The organism is Microbulbifer agarilyticus (genome assembly GCF_019800665.1).
GTDB classification, from domain to species: Bacteria; Pseudomonadota; Gammaproteobacteria; order Pseudomonadales; family Cellvibrionaceae; genus Microbulbifer; species Microbulbifer agarilyticus_C.
Window position 1 is genome coordinate 168,010 of record NZ_JAHVKO010000004.1, and the last position, 16,218, is coordinate 184,227.

The 16,218-nt window shown below is 57.5% G+C and carries 18 protein-coding genes; 4 read left to right on the forward strand and 14 right to left on the reverse strand.

Annotated features, from left to right (window positions below):
• Positions 1 to 403 precede the first annotated feature (403 nt).
• Positions 404 to 3,145 carry a DNA polymerase I gene (gene polA, locus KUV22_RS10105; protein WP_222230765.1) on the reverse strand — a complete coding sequence of 914 codons (2,742 nt, stop codon included), beginning with the start codon at positions 3,143 to 3,145 and terminating at the stop codon, positions 404 to 406.
• Positions 3,146 to 3,377: 232 nt separating this feature from the next.
• Here polA and KUV22_RS10110 point away from each other — a divergent pair, with 232 nt between their 5' ends.
• The gene (locus tag KUV22_RS10110; RefSeq protein ID WP_222230767.1) at positions 3,378 to 3,968 is read left to right on the forward strand and encodes a hypothetical protein; all 591 of its coding nucleotides are present in this window, start codon (positions 3,378 to 3,380) and stop codon (positions 3,966 to 3,968) included.
• A gap of 76 nt (positions 3,969 to 4,044) precedes the next feature.
• Here KUV22_RS10110 and KUV22_RS10115 read toward each other — a convergent pair whose 3' ends face one another.
• Complete coding sequence (locus KUV22_RS10115; RefSeq protein ID WP_222230769.1) at positions 4,045 to 4,953, reverse strand: metal ABC transporter substrate-binding protein; 909 nt, start codon at positions 4,951 to 4,953, stop codon at positions 4,045 to 4,047.
• 214 nt (positions 4,954 to 5,167) lie between these two features.
• On the opposite strand from KUV22_RS10115, the gene znuC reads away from it, so the two are divergent.
• Together znuC and KUV22_RS10125 are read left to right on the forward strand one after the other, a co-directional pair.
• Positions 5,168 to 5,992, forward strand: coding sequence for a zinc ABC transporter ATP-binding protein ZnuC (gene znuC, locus KUV22_RS10120; protein ID WP_261319493.1), 825 nt, complete (start codon positions 5,168 to 5,170; stop codon positions 5,990 to 5,992).
• Positions 5,992 to 6,795, forward strand: a complete 804-nt coding sequence (locus tag KUV22_RS10125; protein WP_222230771.1) for an iron chelate uptake ABC transporter family permease subunit — start codon at positions 5,992 to 5,994, stop codon at positions 6,793 to 6,795. The genes znuC and KUV22_RS10125 overlap by 1 nt, the downstream gene beginning before the upstream one ends.
• Positions 6,796 to 6,834: 39 nt before the next feature.
• Here KUV22_RS10125 and KUV22_RS10130 read toward each other — a convergent pair whose 3' ends face one another.
• The 9 genes from KUV22_RS10130 to KUV22_RS10170 form a co-directional block, all read right to left on the reverse strand.
• Complete coding sequence (locus KUV22_RS10130) at positions 6,835 to 6,981, reverse strand: hypothetical protein (RefSeq protein ID WP_157520041.1); 147 nt, start codon at positions 6,979 to 6,981, stop codon at positions 6,835 to 6,837.
• Positions 6,982 to 6,983: 2 nt separating this feature from the next.
• Positions 6,984 to 7,163 (reverse strand): hypothetical protein, encoded by a 180-nt coding sequence (locus KUV22_RS10135; protein WP_222230774.1) that lies wholly within the window; start codon positions 7,161 to 7,163, stop codon positions 6,984 to 6,986.
• Positions 7,164 to 7,196: 33 nt separating this feature from the next.
• Positions 7,197 to 7,406 (reverse strand): hypothetical protein, encoded by a 210-nt coding sequence (locus KUV22_RS10140; protein ID WP_222230776.1) that lies wholly within the window; start codon positions 7,404 to 7,406, stop codon positions 7,197 to 7,199.
• Between the two features lie 123 nt (positions 7,407 to 7,529).
• Positions 7,530 to 8,321, reverse strand: coding sequence for a CPBP family intramembrane glutamic endopeptidase (locus KUV22_RS10145; protein ID WP_222230778.1), 792 nt, complete (start codon positions 8,319 to 8,321; stop codon positions 7,530 to 7,532).
• 83 nt (positions 8,322 to 8,404) lie between these two features.
• On the reverse strand, positions 8,405 to 9,073 hold the full coding sequence (locus tag KUV22_RS10150; protein WP_222230780.1) for an SCO family protein: 669 nt from the start codon (positions 9,071 to 9,073) through the stop codon (positions 8,405 to 8,407).
• Position 9,074: 1 nt separating this feature from the next.
• A complete protein-coding gene (gene cyoE / locus KUV22_RS10155) occupies positions 9,075 to 9,983 on the reverse strand; it encodes a heme o synthase (protein ID WP_222230782.1) in 909 nt (302 codons plus the stop codon).
• 217 nt (positions 9,984 to 10,200) lie between these two features.
• The gene (locus tag KUV22_RS10160; RefSeq protein ID WP_222230784.1) at positions 10,201 to 11,253 is read right to left on the reverse strand and encodes a COX15/CtaA family protein; all 1,053 of its coding nucleotides are present in this window, start codon (positions 11,251 to 11,253) and stop codon (positions 10,201 to 10,203) included.
• A gap of 18 nt (positions 11,254 to 11,271) precedes the next feature.
• A complete protein-coding gene (locus KUV22_RS10165; protein ID WP_222230787.1) occupies positions 11,272 to 11,931 on the reverse strand; it encodes an SCO family protein in 660 nt (219 codons plus the stop codon).
• Positions 11,932 to 12,020: 89 nt separating this feature from the next.
• The gene (locus KUV22_RS10170) at positions 12,021 to 12,854 is read right to left on the reverse strand and encodes an SURF1 family protein (RefSeq protein ID WP_222230790.1); all 834 of its coding nucleotides are present in this window, start codon (positions 12,852 to 12,854) and stop codon (positions 12,021 to 12,023) included.
• 32 nt (positions 12,855 to 12,886) lie between these two features.
• On the opposite strand from KUV22_RS10170, the gene KUV22_RS10175 reads away from it, so the two are divergent.
• A complete protein-coding gene (locus tag KUV22_RS10175; RefSeq protein ID WP_222230791.1) occupies positions 12,887 to 13,111 on the forward strand; it encodes a DUF2909 domain-containing protein in 225 nt (74 codons plus the stop codon).
• Between the two features lie 47 nt (positions 13,112 to 13,158).
• On the opposite strand, the gene KUV22_RS10180 is transcribed toward KUV22_RS10175, so the two are convergent.
• Genes KUV22_RS10180 through ctaD form a run of 3 tightly spaced genes read right to left on the reverse strand, consistent with a single transcriptional unit; the run spans position 13,159 to position 16,203 of the window.
• Complete coding sequence (locus KUV22_RS10180; protein WP_222230793.1) at positions 13,159 to 14,049, reverse strand: cytochrome c oxidase subunit 3; 891 nt, start codon at positions 14,047 to 14,049, stop codon at positions 13,159 to 13,161.
• Positions 14,050 to 14,055: 6 nt separating this feature from the next.
• Positions 14,056 to 14,628 carry a cytochrome c oxidase assembly protein gene (locus tag KUV22_RS10185; protein WP_222230795.1) on the reverse strand — a complete coding sequence of 191 codons (573 nt, stop codon included), beginning with the start codon at positions 14,626 to 14,628 and terminating at the stop codon, positions 14,056 to 14,058.
• Between the two features lie 24 nt (positions 14,629 to 14,652).
• Entirely contained in the window at positions 14,653 to 16,203 is a 1,551-nt protein-coding gene (gene ctaD, locus KUV22_RS10190; protein ID WP_010131120.1) for a cytochrome c oxidase subunit I, read from the reverse strand.
• Positions 16,204 to 16,218: the final 15 nt, after the last annotated feature.

Here is a 16,218-nt window from a genome sequence, read left to right on the forward strand (position 1 = left end):
TCCTATAGTCCAAAGACTAAGCTGGGCCTGAAAGGTTCCCCACTCTTTTTTCGCGATTCGGACGCCGCAACTGTATCCCACCCATCGCCGTTTTGCGGGCAAAAAATTCTGTTTCTGAGACTTTATTCCTCGCAGCGCGTCAAAAAACTCTGTTTCCGCTTATTTAATAATCAGGTCCTTTTGACGCGCACTGAGCGCCTCAGCCGCCTCACCCGAGCTACAGGAATAAAAATTCAGGCAAAAAAAAGCCCCGATGGGGGTATCTTCGGGGCGAGGGGCTTCTGACTAAGCTTTGGGGATGATGTTGCAATCCAACGATCTTGTTTAGTTAGAGGGGCCCCCTATCGAGTAGTTCCGCGGAAATTGAAAAAATCGCAAAAATTTTGAAAAAACTTCTGCCGGCTCAGTGCGCCTCGTCCCAGTTGGCACCCTCACCCAGGTCGGCAATCAGCGGTACATCCAGCTCGGCCGCAGCCTGCATCAACTCCGGAATCCGCTGCACCACAAGCTCACGCTCATCGGCCGGTACTTCCAGTACCAGTTCATCGTGTACCTGCATGATCAAACGGGTCTGCAGCTGTTCCTCGCGCAGCCACGCATCCACGCTAATCATTGCGCGCTTGATGATGTCGGCCGCGGTACCCTGCATGGGCGCGTTGATCGCGGTGCGCTCCGCAGCCTGACGCTGCATGCCGTTGCGGGAATTGATTTCCGGCAAATACAGGCGGCGACCGAACAGGGTCTCCACGTAGCCCTTGTCGGCGGCCTGTTTGCGCGTATTTTCCATATACGCAAGCACGCCCGGGTAGCGCGCGAAATAGCGGTCGATATAGGTCTGGGCGTCCGCGCGCGGGATATCCAGCTGCTTGGCCAAGCCAAACGCGCTCATGCCGTAGATCAGGCCAAAGTTAATCGCCTTGGCACGGCGGCGCTGCTCGTCGGTTACCTCGTCCACCGGCACCTCGAACACCTCCGCGGCGGTCGCGCGGTGAATATCCGCCCCGTGGGCAAAGGCATCCAGCAGCCCCTTGTCACCGGACAGGTGCGCCATGATACGCAATTCAATCTGCGAGTAATCCGCAGCCACAATCGCACTGCCACCATTGATGCGCGGGTCGGCGACAAATGCCTGGCGAATGCGCCGGCCCTCTTCGGTGCGGATCGGGATGTTTTGCAGGTTAGGGTCCGAGGATGACAGGCGCCCGGTTGCCGCCACCGCCTGATGATAGGAGGTGTGCACCCGCCCGGTCGCCGGGTCGATCATCTGCGGCAGCTTGTCGGTATAGGTGTTCTTGAGCTTGGCCATGCCGCGGTACTGCATAATCAGCGCCGGCAACTTGTGCGAAAGTGCCAGTTCCTGCAATACCGGTTCGGCGGTAGACGGTGCCCCTTTCGGGGTTTTTTTGATCACCGGAATTTCCAGCTTTTCAAACAGGATCGCACCCAGCTGCTTGGTGGAGCCGAGATTGAATTCCTCGCCGGCCTCGTCGTACGCCTGCTGTTCCAGCGCGCGCATTTTCTTGTCCAGCTCGTCGGACTGCTGTTTCAGCATCGCCGCATCAATGTAGGCACCGTTGCGCTCGATGTGCGTCAGCACCGGCACCAGCGGCATTTCAATCTCATCGAGCACCTTTTCCAGGCTCGGCTCTTGCGCCAGACGGCCGCTCAGCTCCTGGTGCAGACGCAGGGTAATGTCCGCATCTTCCGCCGCGTACGGGCCGGCCTTGTCCAGCTCGATCTGGTTAAAGGTCAGCTGTTTGGCGCCCTTGCCGGCAATGTCTTCGAACTTGATCGTGGCTTCGCCCAGGTATTTCTGCGCGAGGCTGTCCATATCGTGACGGCTGCCGGTGCTGTTGAGCACATAGGATTCGAGCATGGTGTCGCGGGCAATACCGCGCAGCTCGATATCGTAGTTGGCGAGAATGTGGCTGTCGTACTTGAGGTTCTGGCCGACCTTTTTGTAGTCGGCACTCTCGAGAATGGGTTTCAGCTTGGCCAGCGCCCGATCAAAATCGATCTGTGCCGGTGCACCCATATAGTCGTGGGCCAGGGGCAGATAGGCGGCCTCGCCGGCTTCCACCGCAAAGCTCACGCCCACCAGTTTGGCCTGCATATAGTTGAGGCTGGTGGTTTCGGTATCGAAGGCAAACAGGTCCGCCTGCTTCAGCTTTTCCAGCCAGGCATCCAGCTCTTTCTCGTCGAGGATAATACTGTAGTTGCGTTCTACCGCGGCCGCAGCCGCGGTGGCTGCCTCGCCGTCGCCACCCAGTTCGTCGACCCAGCTGCGAAACTCCATTTCGGAAAACAGTTCGCGCAGTTTGTCGGTGTCCGGTTCGCTGTTGGCGAGGGTCTGCGGCTGGTAGTCCATCTCCACGTCGGTCTTGATGGTGGCCAACACGTAGGACATATCCGCCGCGTCCTTGTGCTCTTCCATCTTCTTGGCCAAGGTCTTTGAGCCGCGGAAGCCGAGCGGCGCAATGCCGTCGAGATTGGCGTAGATATCCTTGAGGCTGCCAAGCCCCTGCAGCAGCGCCAACGCAGTTTTCTCACCCACACCGGGAACCCCCGGGATGTTATCCACCTTGTCGCCCATCAGCGCGAGGAAGTCGATGATCAGCTCCGGGCCCACACCGAACTTGGCTTTCACTCCCTCCACATCCATGACTGTATTGGACATGGTGTTCACCAGAGTCACGCCGGGGCGCACCAGCTGGGCCATATCCTTGTCGCCGGTGGAGATGATCACGTCCATGCCCTGCTCTGCACCCTGCAGCGCCAGGGTGCCAATGACGTCGTCTGCCTCAACCCCATCGATGACCAGCCGCGGCAGGCCCATGGCATCGATGATGTCGTGAATCGGCTGGATCTGCGCGCGCAGGTCATCGGGCATCGGCGGGCGGTGCGACTTGTATTCCTCGAACAGCTCATCGCGGAAGGTTTTGCCTTTGGCGTCAAAAACTACCACCACCGGGCTGTCCGGGTGCTCCTTAAGGTGCTTGCGCAGCATGGAGATCACCCCGCGCACGGCGCCGGTAGGCTGGCCGGCGCTGGTCGCCAGCGGCGGCAGGGCGTGGAAAGCGCGGTAAAGGTAGGAAGAGCCGTCCACCAGGATCAGTGGCGCAGAAGAGGTCTTATCGTTGCTCATAGACAAATAGAAATTCGGTTGGCGATGACAGATAGATGAATGCGATGTGGCGCAGTTTGCGCAGGGCGACAGGATACCTGCCTTGAGAAATTTTCGCTCGTACAGCGGCGGCGGAAGTTGCCTCGCCCGACTCCATTTGTCGATGCCGCCGCGCGAGTCATCGCAGTGTCACCCCCACTCAGGCAACAGCTTCTAGGCTTGCAATAGGGAAGTTGCAGAGAGGCATGAAAAAATGAAATCCCGCATATTGATCCACCTCGCGGTGGTTTGGGGGCTCGCCGGCGCCGCTGTCGCGCACGGTCAGGCACCCACCGCCACTGAGGAAACCACAAATGGCTCTGCTTACGCGGCGGAGACCATGGAACACGTGGAGGCCACCGCGTATCCGGTGCCGGAGTTGATCGCTGAAGAAGAAGTGAGCGACAACAAGTACCTTATCCAGGAACAGCACCGCGAGCAGTACCGTCAGGAAATGCTGCGTGATCCAAACCGAAAGGCCCTGCTCAACAATGTACGCAGCATGCAGCAGCAGCAGGTGGAGGCGTTGATGCGCGAGGCGGAGGAGCAGCTGGCACAACAGCAGGCACCGCAGGAAACGCCGACGCAGGAAGAGCTGGAAACATCCGCGGCGGACGCCGCAACCACTGAGCAAGCGCCCGCAGAGGCGCTCACTCAGTCGGTGTCCGATTCGTCAGAGTCAACGGGTGAAACATCGCTTACCCCAGCCGTATTGCCAGAGCAGGAAGCCGACCGGGAAACACCAGCTAATGAAATACAGCTGGAGCAAGAGCAGGCAAACACCTCGGAGGAGGAACCCAGCTGAACCGTGCACGCGTCCGCAACCAACGCCTGCCATCAACACCCGCAATCAAGGGCTGCGATCAGGCGCAAACGTTAGGCTAGGCGCTACGATCAGGAATAGTACTCAGGCAGCGGCGCGCATCCGCCAGCAGCTTTTCCATCAGCGCACGATAGCCCGCATCTTGCGGCAGCGTACTTCCCAGAGGGTCCAGAGCCTGGTAGCCCAAATTCAGATGACTGGCGGTCTGTCGATCGCGGTCGTTGGCGGGGACCTCACCAAACAGGCAGCCGACCGGCCCACCATTCCCTTCACTTCGAATCTTGTCCAGCATAGTGCGCGCGCCATGGGCCTGCTTTGACCCACCGCTGAGGCTTTCCACCGTCACTCCGGCGGGACCGAAGAACTGACTGTACGCCTTGTGCGTGGAGACGATGGGCACATCTTTATACGCCCACAGCGCACGATCCTGAACCTTTTGCAGATTGGCCATGGCGCGCGAGAAATCGCGGGCGCGCTGGCGGTAGCCCTCGGACTGTTGCGGATCCAGGGTGCTGAGTCGATTGGCGATTTGCGCGGCGATTGCCGCGGCATTGCGCGGGCGCAACCACAGGTGTGGGTCGGCGGGATCCGAGTCATCGAATTCAAACAGGGTGGTATCGTTCAGCAATGGTAATTGCCGCTCTGCAGAAACCAGCGCCATCTGTCGAGCGAGTACCGACTCCAGCGCGGGCCCCATCCACACCACCAGCGGCGCGCCCTCGATGGTCAGGCGGTCATTCACTGAAGGCGCGTAATGATGGGGATCGCCGCCCTGCACCAACAGGCGGACTTCGGCTGCGTCCCCCGCGACTTCGCGCGCGAGCATCGCCAGCGGCGCAATACTCGCAACAACCACCAGCTTTTCAGAACTGTCAGCATCCGGGGACTTTGTGCCACAACCAACACTCGCGATTGACGCAAAAATCAACGCGAGCGCGATAACAAAACCCAATGGCTTCTCGAACATATGTAAACGAACCAACAGTACCAAACTCAGACCAAAACTAGGCGACCGGGATAAATCCTACGGCCGGCAGCAACCGCGCTTGCCGACGAACACTCGCCAACACCGAATAAAGGGGTGCGATATAATCATACGCGGCTTACACTCGCCAGCCGTTTTACCATCGATCACGATTCTGCAGAGGCAAAATCCCTCTCTAACCAGCCTGGAGTCTCCCCTGAGTTCATCCGCCCCGCTCATCCGCGCCCACGACCTCGGCCTGAATATTGGTGGCCGGCAGCTGTTGCGGGATATCACGCTGGAGCTGCGACCCGCAGAAATTGTCACCGTGATCGGCCCCAATGGTGCAGGTAAGACGACCTTGTTGCGCCTGTTGCTCGGGTTGACCAAGCCCACCTCGGGCACGATCGAGCGGCGCCCGGCACTGCGACTGGGCTATATGCCGCAGCGCTTGCAGATTGATTCCAGCATGCCGATGACGGTATCGCGCTTTTTACAGCTCGGCATTGACGATGTCAGTGTCGCTGAAGCCCTCGACCGTGTCGCAGCCCCGCACCTGGCAAACGCCCGCCTTACCGACCTGTCCGGTGGCGAAATGCAGCGTGTGTTGCTGGCACGCGCAGCGGCGCGCAAGCCCCAGTTGCTGGTACTCGACGAACCCACCCAGGGCGTTGATGTCGGTGGGCAGAGCGAGGTCTACCAGTTAATCGCCCAGCTGCGCGACGAGCTGCAGTGCGGCGTGTTGCTGGTGTCGCACGATTTGCACCTAGTGATGGCGGCGACCGATCGGGTGTTATGCCTGAACCAACACATTTGTTGCCACGGGCACCCGGAGCAGGTAAGCAAAGACCCGGTGTACCTTGAAATGTTCGGCGACAAACTCGCCCTGTATACACACCACCACAATCATCACCACGACTTGAGTGGCGACGTGGTGGATGAGTGCTGTGACCACGACCATCCGCATGCGCTAACCCCTGCGCCCTCCCGCTCAAGCGTAGAAGCTCGTGGGAAATCCAAGGATTCGGAGGGGCAGAATTAATGGACTGGGGACAACTACTGAGCTCCACATTCCTCTGGTACGCGCTGGCGGCCGGCCTGCTGGTGGCAGTGGTCAGTGGGCCACTGGGTTGTTTCGCGGTATGGCGGCGCATGGCCTATTTCGGCGATACGCTGGCGCACTCAGCCCTGCTCGGGGTCACCCTCGGATTTGTACTGCATGTTCAACCGACGCTCGCGGTGGTGGCAAGCAGCTGTGTACTGGCATTGCTGTTGGTGTACTTGCAGCGCCGCCAGAACCTGTCGGTAGATACCCTGCTCGGGATCCTTTCTCACAGTATGTTGGCCCTGGGCATCGTGACCATGAGCCTGCTGAAGATCAATGTGGATTTACTGTCGCTGCTGCTCGGCGACCTGCTGGCGGTATCGTCGCAGGACCTGGCGCTGATGGCGGTGGCCGCGGTCATTATTGCCGCCCTGCTGTGGTACCTGTGGCCCAGGTTGTTGGCATTTACCCTGCACGAAGAACTCGCCGCAGTGGAAGGCGTGCCGGTGGATAAAATCCGCCTCGCACTCATGTTGATGCTGGCGCTGTTGATCGCCATCGCCATGAAAGTGGTAGGGGTACTGCTGATCACCGCGCTGTTGATCATTCCGGCGGCTACCGCACGTCGCCTGTCGGCGACACCGGAGCAGATGGCTGGCTTCGCGTCCCTGATCGGCTGCGCATCGGTGGTGGTCGGCCTGACCATGTCGGTGGTATGGGACAGCCCTGCGGGGCCATCGATTGTGCTAGCGGCGGGCCTGTTCTTTCTGCTGGGGCATATCCGCGCGGCGCGCGCATAACAAGCGGTGCCGCGCGATCGTTCTATACAACTGGCCGACTTAACGCGGCCCTCGCCGCTGGCCCTTGCGCGCCGGCGTGACCGGCTCACTTCCCGCGCGGTGAAAGGCAAACACCGTCAAGCCGATACCAATCAGCATCAACACAAAAACCGCCAGGCCGACGTAAAAAATCAGTTGGTCAGACATGACTACTCGCTGCGCGCCAGCAGCGCAGAAACTTTCACGTAAATACCAAACGCGAGAATGCTCGGCACCCAGAGGGCGGTGAATAAACCCTGCTCGCGGTAGCCGTTGAACCAGAGATAGCTGGAGAGGGCGAATGAAATCGCCACGGCGAGAAAAATAAACAGGTCGGACAAACGAAACATTTGCGGCACCTAGTTGCAGTTTGCCCCAAAAGTTTAGTCTTGCCAGAAGCCGATCGCGGCAATTAGCAGGCCGCCAATGGCGAAGGATGCAGGAATGCGCAATCCGGGAACGCCGAAGGTGGTGATCAACGACGGCTCCCATCCGAATAGGCCGGCAATAAACCAGATCACCCAGGGCAATACCATGGCAATGCCCAGGTACCCCAGCAGGCGCCTTCCGAAGGGCGGCCAATTAAACCGCATGTTTGCCAGTGCTCAGGTTCAGCTTCACAGACTTACGCGCCAAAAACCGCTCTTTTCAGATTAGTTCAAGCGCGCCGCTTACGCACCCCGACGACTCATATCCCGGATTCTCACCCTGGACTCTTACCCTGGATAGGCGAGTAGGGTCATATGCAGCAGGTTAACCCCCCAGTGGGCGAGCACACAGGCCCAGAAACTACCGCGTAACTGCCACAGCAGCGCGTAACCAAAACCGGCGACACCCACCAGCGCCAGCATGGTTGGCGAGGCCGCCCAGCCGGTATGCAGGGAGACAAACAACAGCGTCACCAGGGCAGTGGCGATCCAGGGCCAGCGCTTAAGCCACAGGCCGAGACCGCGCTGCAGCACCCAACGGAAAAAACCCTCTTCGGCGATGCACACCACAACAAAGTTGAGCAGTGCGGCAAGCGCGATCGTAGCGGTCAGTTTTGGATGGAAATCGAGGACCATACCGCCTAGCGCAATAGGTGCCGCGACGACCACGGCTATCCACGGCAAATCTTTGCGTTTCAGCGGTTGCGGCCGCACCAACATAAACAGCACGATGGTCAGCGCAATGACCGCCTTGGCAGGGCGGAAGCTCGGGTAAATCAGATTGGCGGAGGCATCCCGGTAGGGTTCCATCAGCAATATATGTTCGTTACCGGGAATCAAGCCACTGTTGACCAGCAACATGAGCAAGCCGGTAATGAAAAAGCTGGTGGCTTTTTTCCAGCCGTGGGCACTCTCCATCGCCACCAGGCCGAGCCAGATCGCCGGTGCAAACACACCAATCCAGCCGAAGGGAATAATCAGAAAACACAGGAAAGCGGCGGGCAGCCAGAGCGATTTGCCGTCGAACGGTTCACGCGCGGCAATTTCCGGCGCTCCCCGCCGAACACTCAGAGAAAACATAGAAAATCCATTTTCAATAGGTCGAATGGGAACAGGCGCCATCATAGCGCCTGTTGTTGATCACTTCAGTGAACTCCATCCCCTCAGCCGGTGAACGTGGCTCTCATTGAGCGGTAGGTCAGTTTCATTTTGGCCGGATCCAGTGGCGCTTTGAAAAAGCCGTGATAGTGGCCGCGTGGATTTATTAATACCACTTGCGAACCGTGGTCGACAGTGTAATTACCATCGTCCAGGGGCACCTTGTTAAAGGGGACATTCAACTGGTTCGCAAAGCGCTTCAGGTTCAGGAACTCACCGGTTACCCCGGCAAATTCTGGATTAAAGTAGCGCACGTAGTCATGTAGCTGTTGAGGTGTATCCCGCTTTGGATCTACCGACACCAGTAAAATGTCGGTGGTTTTCCGGGTTTCTTCATCCAGTGTCTGATAAAAGTTGTTCAGCGTCGCCATGGTGGTCGGGCATACGTCCGGGCAGTGTGTAAACCCGAAAAATACCAGTGTCCACCGCCCTTCGAGCTGCGTCGTTTTAAATGCACTACCGGTATCTGCGATCAGATCGAATTCGTCAAGAATACGTGGGCGCTCCAGCTTGATTGCACCATTGAGGCGTAACTCTGTATCGCTGATTACGCGCGGCTGGTTCATTTTATTCAGGAAACCGGCCATCACCGCGACCATAAATAAAACCAGAACGCCGACGGTTAAAAATATTCCCCGCTTTTGCGTGGCCGTGTGCTGCAAATTCTCACCCATCTCAGACTCCACTGGTTGGTAGTGCCACCAGATAATGATCCAGCAACATAATGCAGAACAGCGCCATCAAATAGATGATCGAGTACTTGAATGTTTCCATGCCCGCGTTGGGGTTGCGATCGCGCAACATTTCCACCGCCCAATACAGGAAGCCAATACCCAGCACCACCGCGCCCAGCAGATACAACCAGCCGAGCATGGCGGTAGCAAATGGCAACAGCGAGACCGCAAACAAAATAAACGTGTACAGCAAAATATGGACTTTGGTGTATTGCACTCCGTGGGTAATCGGCAACATGGGGATTTCCGCCTTGGCGTAATCATCACGGCGATGTACCGCAAGCGCCCAGAAGTGCGGTGGTGTCCAGGCAAAAATAATCAGTGCCAGCAGCAGGCCGTGGCCATGAATTTCACCGGTTACTGCGACCCAACCCAGTAATGGCGGTGCCGCGCCGGCGAGGCCGCCAATCACAATATTTTGCGGCGTGGCGCGTTTGAGAAACATGGTGTAGACCACCGCGTAACCCAGCAGAGACAGCAGCGTTAACCAGGCGGTAAGCGCGTTCACAAACACAAGTAGAATTGCCATGCCCGCGCAACCGAGAGCCATGGCAAACATCAGCGCCTTTTGCGGCTCGACGCGACCGCGTGCCACCGGCCGATTGGTGGTGCGCGCCATCTTGATATCAATCTGGCGGTCCACCAGGTGGTTTACCGCCGCAGCGCCACCGGCGCACAAGGCGATACCCAGGTTACCCAGTACCAGTATGTCCAGAGGCACCATGCCGGGCACCGCCAGTAACATGCCGATCACCGAGGTGAGAATCATCAGCATCACCACACGGGGTTTGGTGAGCTCATAGTAATCGCGCCAGCTGGCGCGTTGGACGGGTACTGCCTGGGTACTCATGGTTACCACCTCGTTGTCGTTGTTATATGCGGCCGCTTGCGTCTGGCTGTTATGGGCGCAGCGCAAAGGTCGCTATCGAGCAAGCGTTGCCACCGGGCAAGGTTTGCCCGGTGGCAGGGAAAGCCGATCAGGGCTTCCCTTCATTCAACCAATTCAACCGAGAGGTACTACTTAATCCTCTTCTCAATCCGCTTTTCAATCCTCTGCCAATACTCTTTTACGGATATTGCTTGATCGCCGGCTGTACCGTATTAATGCGGTAACAGAACGTCAGCAGGCTCAACAGCAACAGTGCCGCACCGGCATTGTGTGCCACCGCAATGGGGAGCGGCAGGAACATCACCACGTTGGCGATACCCAGCGTCACCTGCAAGGCCAGTACGGCCAGCAAACCCTGTCCCCAGCGTGGCGAGCCGGCGCGCCATGCGAGTACCGCGAGCAAGCTCACAATTAGGGTGACGATAATCGCTCCGATGCGATGGGTCAGGTGAATAGCGGTGCGCGCGTCATTCTCCATTGCACCACCGAGGTAGTTGGGCCCGATTTGCTGGGCAATATTGAACCCCTCGGCAAAGTCTGCGGCGGGCCACCACTGGTCGTGGCACTTGGGGAAGTCCGGGCAAGCAAGTGCGGCATAGTTGGAACTGGTCCAGCCACCCAGGGCAATCTGTAACCCAACGACCACCACGGCAGCGACCGCCAGCGGGCGCAGCCGTTGCAGCGCGGTAAATTCGTGGGCGGGAATCAGCCGTTTGCGATAGCGCAATCGCTCGGACAACATCCACAACACCGACAGGGTCGCCATACCGCCAAGCAGGTGCAGGGTCACTACCTGCGGCCACAGCTTGAGTGTCACGGTCCACATGCCGAATGCCGCCTGCAGCGTGATCAGGCCGAGCAGGATGTGACTCTGGATAAAGCCGCGATGGCCGCGCCGGCGCCAGAACAAATAGGTAAGACCGGCCACCAGCAGCATCAGCATACCGGCGAAATAGCGATGCACCATTTCTGGCCAGGTCTTGTCGGTCTCTACCGGGGTATCCGGGAAGGCTGCATTGGCCGCGGCGATTTCACTCTGGTTATCCGGCCACAGCAGGTGACCGTAGCAGCCCGGCCAGTCCGGACAACCCAACCCCGCGTCGGCGAGACGGGTAAATGCGCCGAGCACCACCACGACTACCGCAAGCCCGGTGCCGATTAAGGCAAGACGAAACCGCCAATCCTGCTTGTAATTTTTTCTCAGCTCGGTGATGTCTGATTCCACATCCATTGCTTTCTCCTGTTCCCGTTACTTCTCGTAGGAGTACTTCAGCAGTCGCTTGATATCCTTAAGTAGCTGATTGCCGTTGTGGGTGTTGTCGTACACCATCATGGCGTAGCCCTGTTGATCCACCAGCAGCGCACTGGGGCGTTTCAATTCTGCGTGGTCACTATCTGCCAACCACTCATCCAGTTTTTGCTGGTCGGTGGTGGTAAAGCGCAGCTTCGGATGCTGATCGGCAAGATCGCGATGACGAAGCTCCGTAAGCGGCGCGCCGGTTACCAGCAGGCGCTCCACACGGCGAGATTTCTCACCCAGGCGGATATGTACCTGACGCGTGGTATAGAGCAGCTTCTCGCACTCCCCTGCGCAGTTTTCTCCGCCCACAATCAGGTAGCGCCATTTTGGCTCCTGCGTCGCAAGGTCAACCGCATTGCCATCATCAGCCAGTAGATCAATTTCAGCGAGGTCCTGGGCTGGCGTGAGCAGCTCGCCCTGATTCACCGTATCCGTAGGCATGCCCACGCCGGTGTAAAAAATGATGTAGGCCGCAAGCATGGGCAGTGCCACAGACGCGACCACACTCATGCCGGCCAGGCGACTCAAACCTCCCCGCGGCGCAGGTGATGGAGACTCCTGCCGAGAGTCAGTCTGTACGTCAGATTCGATCTGGGTTTGCTCAGTCACGTGAGTACCTCGCTATCACACTCATACCCGGACGCAGGTCCAATTGAGTGCTCGTTATTGTTATGAGTTGATTATGTCTGTTTTGGTGTTTATTTAAACCACTTTTCTCGCACTATTTGCTGCAGGTTGGTCGCAGCCAACAGCCACATCACCATCAGGGCAAATGCCATGGCAAACCACTGCACCGCATAACCCGTGTGCTTGGCCGGACTGGTGGTCAACAGCTTCCAGTCCGTAACCAGTGCGGTATCGGAATCTGCGCTCAAGCGAATATGCCAGTCCGCTTGTTGCAAGCCGATGCTATGCGCGCGCTGCTGCGCCAGTGACTGAATGCGGCCATGCACGGCAACCGCCGGCAGCGCGTCGGTGTCCTCTGTCGAGTCGCCATTCGGGTAAAGAAAGCCGGTGATTACCTTGGCCGCCAATGGATAGGAAACTTGCGGCAACTGGTCACGGTGACTGTTTCCAGGAATCCATCCACGATTAATCAGCCAGCGCGCTTTTTCCTCGCCACCGCTGCCGGTTTCAAAAACCTGCACGACCTCATAGCCAACGCGACCATTACGAGTGCGGTTGTCGAGGAGAAAATATTCATCGGTGTAAAACCCCAGCAGGCGCACCGGGGTGTAGGTCGTAGGAGTACTTAGATCTGAGATCTTGATGGGCTGCGCACTGAGACGTGCATCGACCTGCCGCTGGATAGTCTCTTTTTCCGCCGCCCGCTGTAGCTGCCAGTTACCCAGCCCGAGCAATAGGGGGAAAAAACATAAACTCAGAACGGTCAGTGGCCAGTTGCGGATAAATGCTACACTGGCCCCCCGCGCTAAATGATCCTGGCCTTTTGCCAAGTGCGCGGAATGGGCGGAGTTCCCGGTCTGTACTGCCTGATCGCGTTGTTGCTGCGATTTTTTGGGAGCTATCATGCCAATAAATACTTCAATAAGTGGCGTCTGTTATGTGGCTTAAAGCAATAATTGTGTTGTTGTTTCTCGCGGTACTGGCCAGCCTGACCAGTGCACTCTTTTTTCTATTGCGCGACATGGGCGCGCCGGAATCCAAACGTGCCCTTTATGCATTAGGCATTCGAGTTTCTCTGGCTGCCCTGCTACTTGTGGCCATCTGGTATGGCTTCGACAGCGGGATACTTTCCAACACCGCACCCTGGGCGAATAAATACTGATTCGGTGAAGGGGTGGGTACCCAAAGGTATCCACCCCTAATTTTTCGTTAAGCGCCGAGCACGTAAACGAAGATAAATAGACCTACCCACACCACATCTACGAAGTGCCAGTACCAGCTGGCCGCTTCAAAGCCAAAGTGATCGTCCGGCTTGAAGTGATTTGCGATCACCGAGCGCAACAACATAATCAGCAGCATAATCGTGCCGAGTGTTACATGCATGCCGTGGAAACCGGTGAGCATAAAGAAGGTCGTACCGTAAATTCCGGATTCCAGAGTCAGACCAAGATGCTGATAAGCTTCGAGGTATTCTTCGACCTGGAAGAACAGAAAGGCGCCACCCAAGGCAACAGTTGCAGTAAGCCACCAATTAAAGCCTTTGCGGTTACCCTTTTTCAGGTACACGTGCGCGATATGCACGGTGACACTGGAAGCGAGTAGCAGAACGGTGTTAATCAATGGCAGGTGCCAGGGGTCGATGATGCCCTTCGGGCCGACCACTTTTGCCGCATCACCGCTGACCGCCTGCTCCGGGGTCACCATCAGTGGCCAGGTATTCTGGAAACCTTCCCACAGCATATTGGAGGAGCCGCGATCGCCTTCGCCACCGAGCCACGGCAAGGTAAAGGTACGGATGTAATACAGCGCACCAAAGAAGGCGGCGAAGAACATGACTTCGGAAAAAATAAACCAGCCCATGCCCCACACGTAAGAGCGCTTGAGCTGATCACTATTGAGCCCCTGCATGTTTTCTTTAATTACGGCGGCAAACCAGAACCACAACACGGTGGCCATCGCGAGGCTGCCGGCAAAGAAAATATAGGAGCTGCCGCCATTGATCCAGGTAGCGGCGCCGAACGCCATCAGGAATATGCCGATGGTGGCGAAGATGGGCAGCCGGGACTGCTCGGGCACATAGTAGCTGCTTTCGGTAGCCATAGTTTTTTATCCCTCTCGCTCGGAGTCGGTATTTTTGTTGTTCGCTTGTTTGGCAAATCTTTCCGTGACATCAAACAGCGTGTAGGAAAGCGTAATGGTATTCACACCGGCGGGCAGGTCTGGGTCGACGATAAAGCGCAGGCCCAATTCAGCGGTTTCGCCGGCAGCAAGTGATTGCTGGTTGAAGCAGAAGCACTCGGTCTTGTGAAAATAGTTGGCAGCCTTGAACGGCACCAGGCTGGGGATAGCCTGGCCGATCATTTCGCGATCGGTGGGGTTGCGCGCATGAAACACGGTATCCACCGCCTCACCGGGGTGCACACGTATTTCCACCATGCCGGGCTTGAATTCCCACGGCATGTTTTCGTTATTACTCGCCACAAACTGCACTTTGACGGTGCGCTCTGTGTCCACCGCTGCCGGCACCGCTTCGTAGCGGCCGCCGGTTTTGCCATTCAGGCCGGTTATTTCACAAAAGGCATCGTAGAGAGGCGGCATCACGAACAGTGCAAAGCCGAGCATGCCGACCGCAAGGGTCGTTAACTTGGCTGTGGTTTTTGCATTTGCGCTCAGTGCCATGATGCCAGCCCTCTCAATTCCGGATTAACGTACGACCGGTGGCGTGCTGAAAGTGTGGTACGGCGCCGGCGACGGCACGCTCCACTCCAGCCCTTCCGGGTTTTCCCAAACTTCATCGGTCGCCTTCTTGCCACCGCGTACGGTGCGGATCACGTTGAACAGGAACAAGATCTGCGCGGCACCAAACAGGAAGGCGCCCACACTGGCAATCTGGTTAAAGTCGGCAAACTGCAGTGCGTAGTCGGGAATTCGGCGCGGCATGCCGGCCAGGCCAACAAAGTGCATCGGGAAGAAGGTGACATTCAGGCCGACAAAGGCGAGCCAGAAATGCACTTTACCCATGGACTCGTTGTACATGTTGCCGGTCCACTTCGGCAGCCAGTAGTAAACGCCCGCGGTGATCGAGAAGATGGCACCGGGCACCAGCACGTAGTGGAAGTGCGCCACAACGAAATAGGTATCGTGGTACTGGAAGTCCGCCGGAGCGATGGCCAGCATCAGGCCGGAGAAGCCGCCGATGGTAAACAGAATCACGAAGGCAATGGAGAACAGCATTGGGGTCTCGAAGGTCATCGAGCCCCGGAACATGGTGGTTACCCAGTTGAACACCTTCACGCCGGTGGGCACCGCAATCAGCATGGTGGCGTACATAAAGAACAGCTCACCGGCAATGGGCATGCCCACGGTAAACATGTGGTGCGCCCACACGATAAAGCTGAGGAAAGCGATACTCGCGGTGGCATAAACCATGGAGCTGTAACCAAACAGCGGCTTGCGCGCGAAGGTGGGAATAATCGCCGACACAATGCCGAATGCCGGCAGGATCATGATGTACACCTCGGGGTGGCCGAAGAACCAGAACACATGCTGGAACAATACCGGGTCACCACCACCGGCGGCACTGAAGAAGCTGGTACCGAAGTGGATATCCATCAACATCATGGTGACCACACCGGCCAGTACCGGCATTACTGCGATCAGCAGGTAAGCGGTAATCAACCAAGTCCACACGAACAGCGGCATCTTCATCAGGGTCATGCCCGGTGCGCGCATATTCAGAATTGTGGCCACGATATTGATCGCACCCATAATGGATGAGGCACCCATGATGTGTACGGCAAAGATAAAGAAGGTCACGCTGGGCGGCGCGTACTCGGTGGAGAGCGGTGCATAGAAGGTCCAACCGAAATCGGGCGCGCCACCTTCCATGAACAGCGTGGACACCAGCATCGCGAAGGCGAATGGCAGGATCCAGAAGCTCCAGTTATTCATACGCGGCAGGGCCATATCCGGTGCACCGATCATCATCGGCACCATCCAGTTGGCAAGCCCCACAAATGCGGGCATCACCGCACCGAACACCATGATCAGGCCATGCATGGTGGTCATCTGGTTAAAGAAACCGGGCTGCACAATCTGCAGTCCGGGCTGGAACAATTCGGCGCGGATTACCAGCGCCATACAACCGCCTAGCAGGAACATCGCAAAACTGAACCACAGGTACATCGAACCGATGTCTTTGTGGTTAGTGGTGTAGAGCCAGCGGGTAAAACCGGGTTTCGGACCGTGTGCCATAACTAAACTCCTCTC